Annotated in this window: 3 protein-coding genes; all 3 read left to right on the top strand. The window is 30.3% G+C overall.

Annotated features, from left to right (window positions below):
* A partial coding sequence (locus tag BB045_RS07030; RefSeq protein ID WP_075140615.1) for a replication initiation factor domain-containing protein occupies positions 1-902 on the top strand: 902 nt, incomplete at its 5' end.
* 161 nt (positions 903-1,063) lie between these two features.
* Positions 1,064-2,443: a tetracycline efflux MFS transporter Tet(K) gene (tet(K), locus tag BB045_RS07025; protein ID WP_000492283.1), complete on the top strand. Its 1,380-nt coding sequence runs from the start codon at positions 1,064-1,066 to the stop codon at positions 2,441-2,443.
* 189 nt (positions 2,444-2,632) lie between these two features.
* A complete protein-coding gene (mobV, locus tag BB045_RS07020) occupies positions 2,633-3,874 on the top strand; it encodes a MobV family relaxase (RefSeq protein WP_046463274.1) in 1,242 nt (413 codons plus the stop codon).
* The last annotated feature ends 663 nt before the right edge of the window (positions 3,875-4,537 follow it).

The raw sequence follows: 4,537 nt of genomic DNA, 5'->3' as shown, positions 1-4,537 counted from the left end.
ATCACGATTTAGACAATTTTTCTAAAACCGGCTACTCTAATAGCCGGTTGGACGCACATACTGTGTGCATATCTGATCCAAAATTAAGTTTTGATGCAATGACGATCGTTGGAAATCTCAACCGAGACAACGCTCAAGCCCTTTCTAAATTTATGAGTGTAGAGCCCCAAATAAGACTTTGGGATATTCTTCAAACAAAGTTTAAAGCTAAAGCACTTCAAGAAAAAGTTTATATTGAATATGACAAAGTGAAAGCAGATAGTTGGGATAGACGTAATATGCGTATTGAATTTAATCCAAACAAACTTACACGAGATGAAATGATTTGGTTAAAACAAAATATAATAAGCTACATGGAAGATGACGGTTTTACAAGATTAGATTTAGCCTTTGATTTTGAAGATGATTTGAGTGACTACTATGCAATGTCTGATAAAGCAGTTAAGAAAACTATTTTTTATGGTCGTAATGGTAAGCCAGAAACAAAATATTTTGGCGTGAGAGATAGTAATAGATTTATTAGAATTTATAATAAAAAGCAAGAACGTAAAGATAATGCAGATGCTGAAGTTATGTCTGAACATTTATGGCGTGTAGAAATCGAACTTAAAAGAGATATGGTGGATTACTGGAATGATTGCTTTAGTGATTTACATATCTTGCAACCAGATTGGAAAACTATCCAACGCACTGCGGATAGAGCAATAGTTTTTATGTTATTGAGTGATGAAGAAGAATGGGGAAAGCTTCACAGAAATTCTAGAACAAAATATAAGAATTTGATAAAAGAAATTTCGCCAGTCGATTTAACGGACTTAATGAAATCGACTTTAAAAGCGAACGAAAAACAATTGCAAAAACAAATCGATTTTTGGCAACATGAATTTAAATTTTGGAAATAGTGTACATATTAATATTACTGAACAAAAATGATATATTTAAACTATTCTAATTTAGGAGGATTTTTTTATGAAGTGTCTATTTAAAAATTTGGGGAATTTATATGAGGTGAAAGAATAATTTACCCCTATAAACTTTAGTCACCTCAAGTAAAGAGGTAAAATTGTTTAGTTTATATAAAAAATTTAAAGGTTTGTTTTATAGCGTTTTATTTTGGCTTTGTATTCTTTCATTTTTTAGTGTATTAAATGAAATGGTTTTAAATGTTTCTTTACCTGATATTGCAAATCATTTTAATACTACTCCTGGAATTACAAACTGGGTAAACACTGCATATATGTTAACTTTTTCGATAGGAACAGCAGTATATGGAAAATTATCTGATTATATAAATATAAAAAAATTGTTAATTATTGGTATTAGTTTGAGCTGTCTTGGTTCATTGATTGCTTTTATTGGTCACAATCACTTTTTTATTTTGATTTTTGGTAGGTTAGTACAAGGAGTAGGATCTGCTGCATTCCCTTCACTGATTATGGTGGTTGTAGCTAGAAATATTACAAGAAAAAAACAAGGCAAAGCCTTTGGTTTTATAGGATCAATTGTAGCTTTAGGTGAAGGGTTAGGTCCTTCAATAGGGGGAATAATAGCACATTATATTCATTGGTCTTACCTACTTATACTTCCTATGATTACAATAGTAACTATACCTTTTCTTATTAAAGTAATGGTACCTGGTAAATCAACAAAAAATACATTAGATATCGTAGGTATTGTTTTAATGTCTATAAGTATTATATGTTTTATGTTATTTACGACAAATTATAATTGGACTTTTTTAATACTCTTCACAATCTTTTTTGTGATTTTTATTAAACATATTTCAAGAGTTTCTAACCCTTTTATTAATCCTAAACTAGGGAAAAACATTCCGTTTATGCTTGGTTTGTTTTCTGGTGGGCTAATATTTTCTATAGTAGCTGGTTTTATATCAATGGTGCCTTATATGATGAAAACTATTTATCATGTAAATGTAGCGACAATAGGTAATAGTGTTATTTTTCCTGGAACCATGAGTGTTATTGTTTTTGGTTATTTTGGTGGTTTTTTAGTGGATAGAAAAGGATCATTATTTGTTTTTATTTTAGGATCATTGTCTATCTCTATAAGTTTTTTAACTATTGCATTTTTTGTTGAGTTTAGTATGTGGTTGACTACTTTTATGTTTATATTTGTTATGGGCGGATTATCTTTTACTAAAACAGTTATATCAAAAATAGTATCAAGTAGTCTTTCTGAAGAAGAAGTTGCTTCTGGAATGAGTTTGCTAAATTTCACAAGTTTTTTATCAGAGGGAACAGGTATAGCAATTGTAGGAGGTTTATTGTCACTACAATTGATTAATCGTAAACTAGTTCTGGAATTTATAAATTATTCTTCTGGAGTGTATAGTAATATTCTTGTAGCCATGGCTATCCTTATTATTTTATGTTGTCTTTTGACGATTATTGTATTTAAACGTTCTGAAAAGCAGTTTGAATAGTTATATTATATTTTGGTTTAGAACTATGAGTGGCTAGCATTTTGCCACTCATTTTTTGCGTTAGCAAAAACAGGTTTAAGCCTCGCAGAGCACACGTATTAACGACTTATTGTAAAATAAGTCTAGTGTGTTATTAGACTTAAAGTATTAAATACCTATAAAACCTTAGTGCTGAGGAGTGATTTTTATATGTCGTATTCTATTATTAGAGTTTCAAAAGTTAAAACTGGAACAAATACAACGGGCATACAAAAACATGTTCAAAGAGAAAATAATAATTATGAAAATGAAGATATAGACCATAGTAAAACTTACTTAAATTATGATTTGGTAAATGCTAATAAACAGAATTTTAATAACTTGATTGATGAAAAAATCGAACAGAATTATACAGGCAAAAGAAAAATTAGAACAGACGCGATTAAACACATTGATGGTTTAATTACATCAGACAATGATTTCTTTGATAATCAAACGCCAGAAGATACAAAGCAGTTTTTTGAATATGCTAAAGAGTTTTTAGAACAAGAATACGGTAAAGATAATTTATTATATGCAACAGTTCACATGGACGAAAAAACACCACATATGCATTATGGCGTTGTTCCAATAACTGATGATGGTCGTTTAAGTGCTAAAGAAGTTGTAGGTAATAAAAAAGCTTTAACAGCGTTTCAAGATAGATTTAATGAGCATGTTAAACAACGAGGATATGATTTAGAACGTGGGCAATCAAGACAAGTAACAAATGCTAAACATGAGCAAATAAGTCAGTATAAACAAAAAACAGAATATCATAAGCAAGAATATGAACGTGAGAGCCAAAAAACAGACCATATAAAGCAAAAGAACGATAAATTAATGCAAGAGTACCAAAAATCGTTAAATACGCTTAAAAAGCCTATAAATGTTCCGTATGAGCAAGAAACTGAAAAAGTAGGTGGTTTATTTAGCAAAGAAATACAAGAAACTGGAAATGTTGTAATAAGCCAAAAAGATTTCAATGAATTTCAGAAACAGATAAAAGCTGCTCAAGATATTTCGGAAGATTACGAGTATATAAAGTCTGGTAGAGCCTTAGATGATAAAGATAAGGAAATACGAGAGAAAGATGATTTATTAAATAAAGCAGTTGAGCGTATTGAAAACGCAGACGATAATTTTAACCAACTTTACGAAAATGCAAAGCCACTTAAAGAGAATATAGAAATAGCGTTAAAGCTTTTAAAAATCTTACTAAAAGAGTTAGAACGAGTTTTAGGAAGAAATACCTTTGCGGAAAGAGTTAATAAGTTAACAGAAGATGAACCAAAACTAAATGGTTTAGCAGGAAACTTAGATAAAAAAATGAATCCAGAATTATATTCAGAACAGGAACAGCAACAAGAACAACAAAAGAATCAAAAACGAGATAGAGGTATGCACTTATAGAACATGCATTTATGCCGAGAAAACTTATTGGTTGGAATGGGCTATGTGTTAGCTAACTTGTTAGCGAGTTGGTTGGACTTGAATTGGGATTAATCCCAAGAAAGTACCAACTCAACAACACATAAAGCCCTGTAGGTTCCGACCAATAAGGAAATTGGAATAAAGCAATAAAAGGAGTTGAAGAAATGAAATTCAGAGAAGCCTTTGAGAATTTTATAACAAGTAAGTATGTACTTGGTGTTTTAGTAGTTTTAACTGTTTACCAGATAATACAAATGCTTAAATAAAAAAAGACTTGATCTGATTAGACCAAGTCTTTTGATAGTGTTATATTAATAACAAAATAAAAAGGAGTCGCTCACGCCCTGACCAAAGTTTGTGAACGACATCATTCAAAGAAAAAAACACTGAGTTGTTTTTATAATCTTGTATATTTAGATATTAAACGATATTTAAATATACATCAAGATATATATTTGGGTGAGCGATTCCTTAAACGAAATTGAGATTAAGGAGTCGATTTTTTATGTATAAAAAGGTTCTGTTGCAAAGTAAAAAATATAGCTAATCACTAATATATCATGTCAGTGTTCGTTTAACTTGCTAGCATGATGCTAATTTCGTGGCATGGGGAAAATCCGTAGATCTGAAGAGACCTACGGT

Source organism: Staphylococcus sp. MB377, assembly GCF_001922505.1.
Classification (GTDB): Bacteria; Bacillota; Bacilli; order Staphylococcales; family Staphylococcaceae; genus Staphylococcus; species Staphylococcus haemolyticus.
This window is presented reverse-complemented; position numbering and strand designations above follow the sequence as displayed.

Excerpts from the sequence above, each read along its gene's own strand:
- mobV (WP_046463274.1), top strand. The coding sequence starts at position 2,633 with ATGTCGTATTCTATTATTAGAGTTTCAAAAGTTAAAACTGGAACAAAT.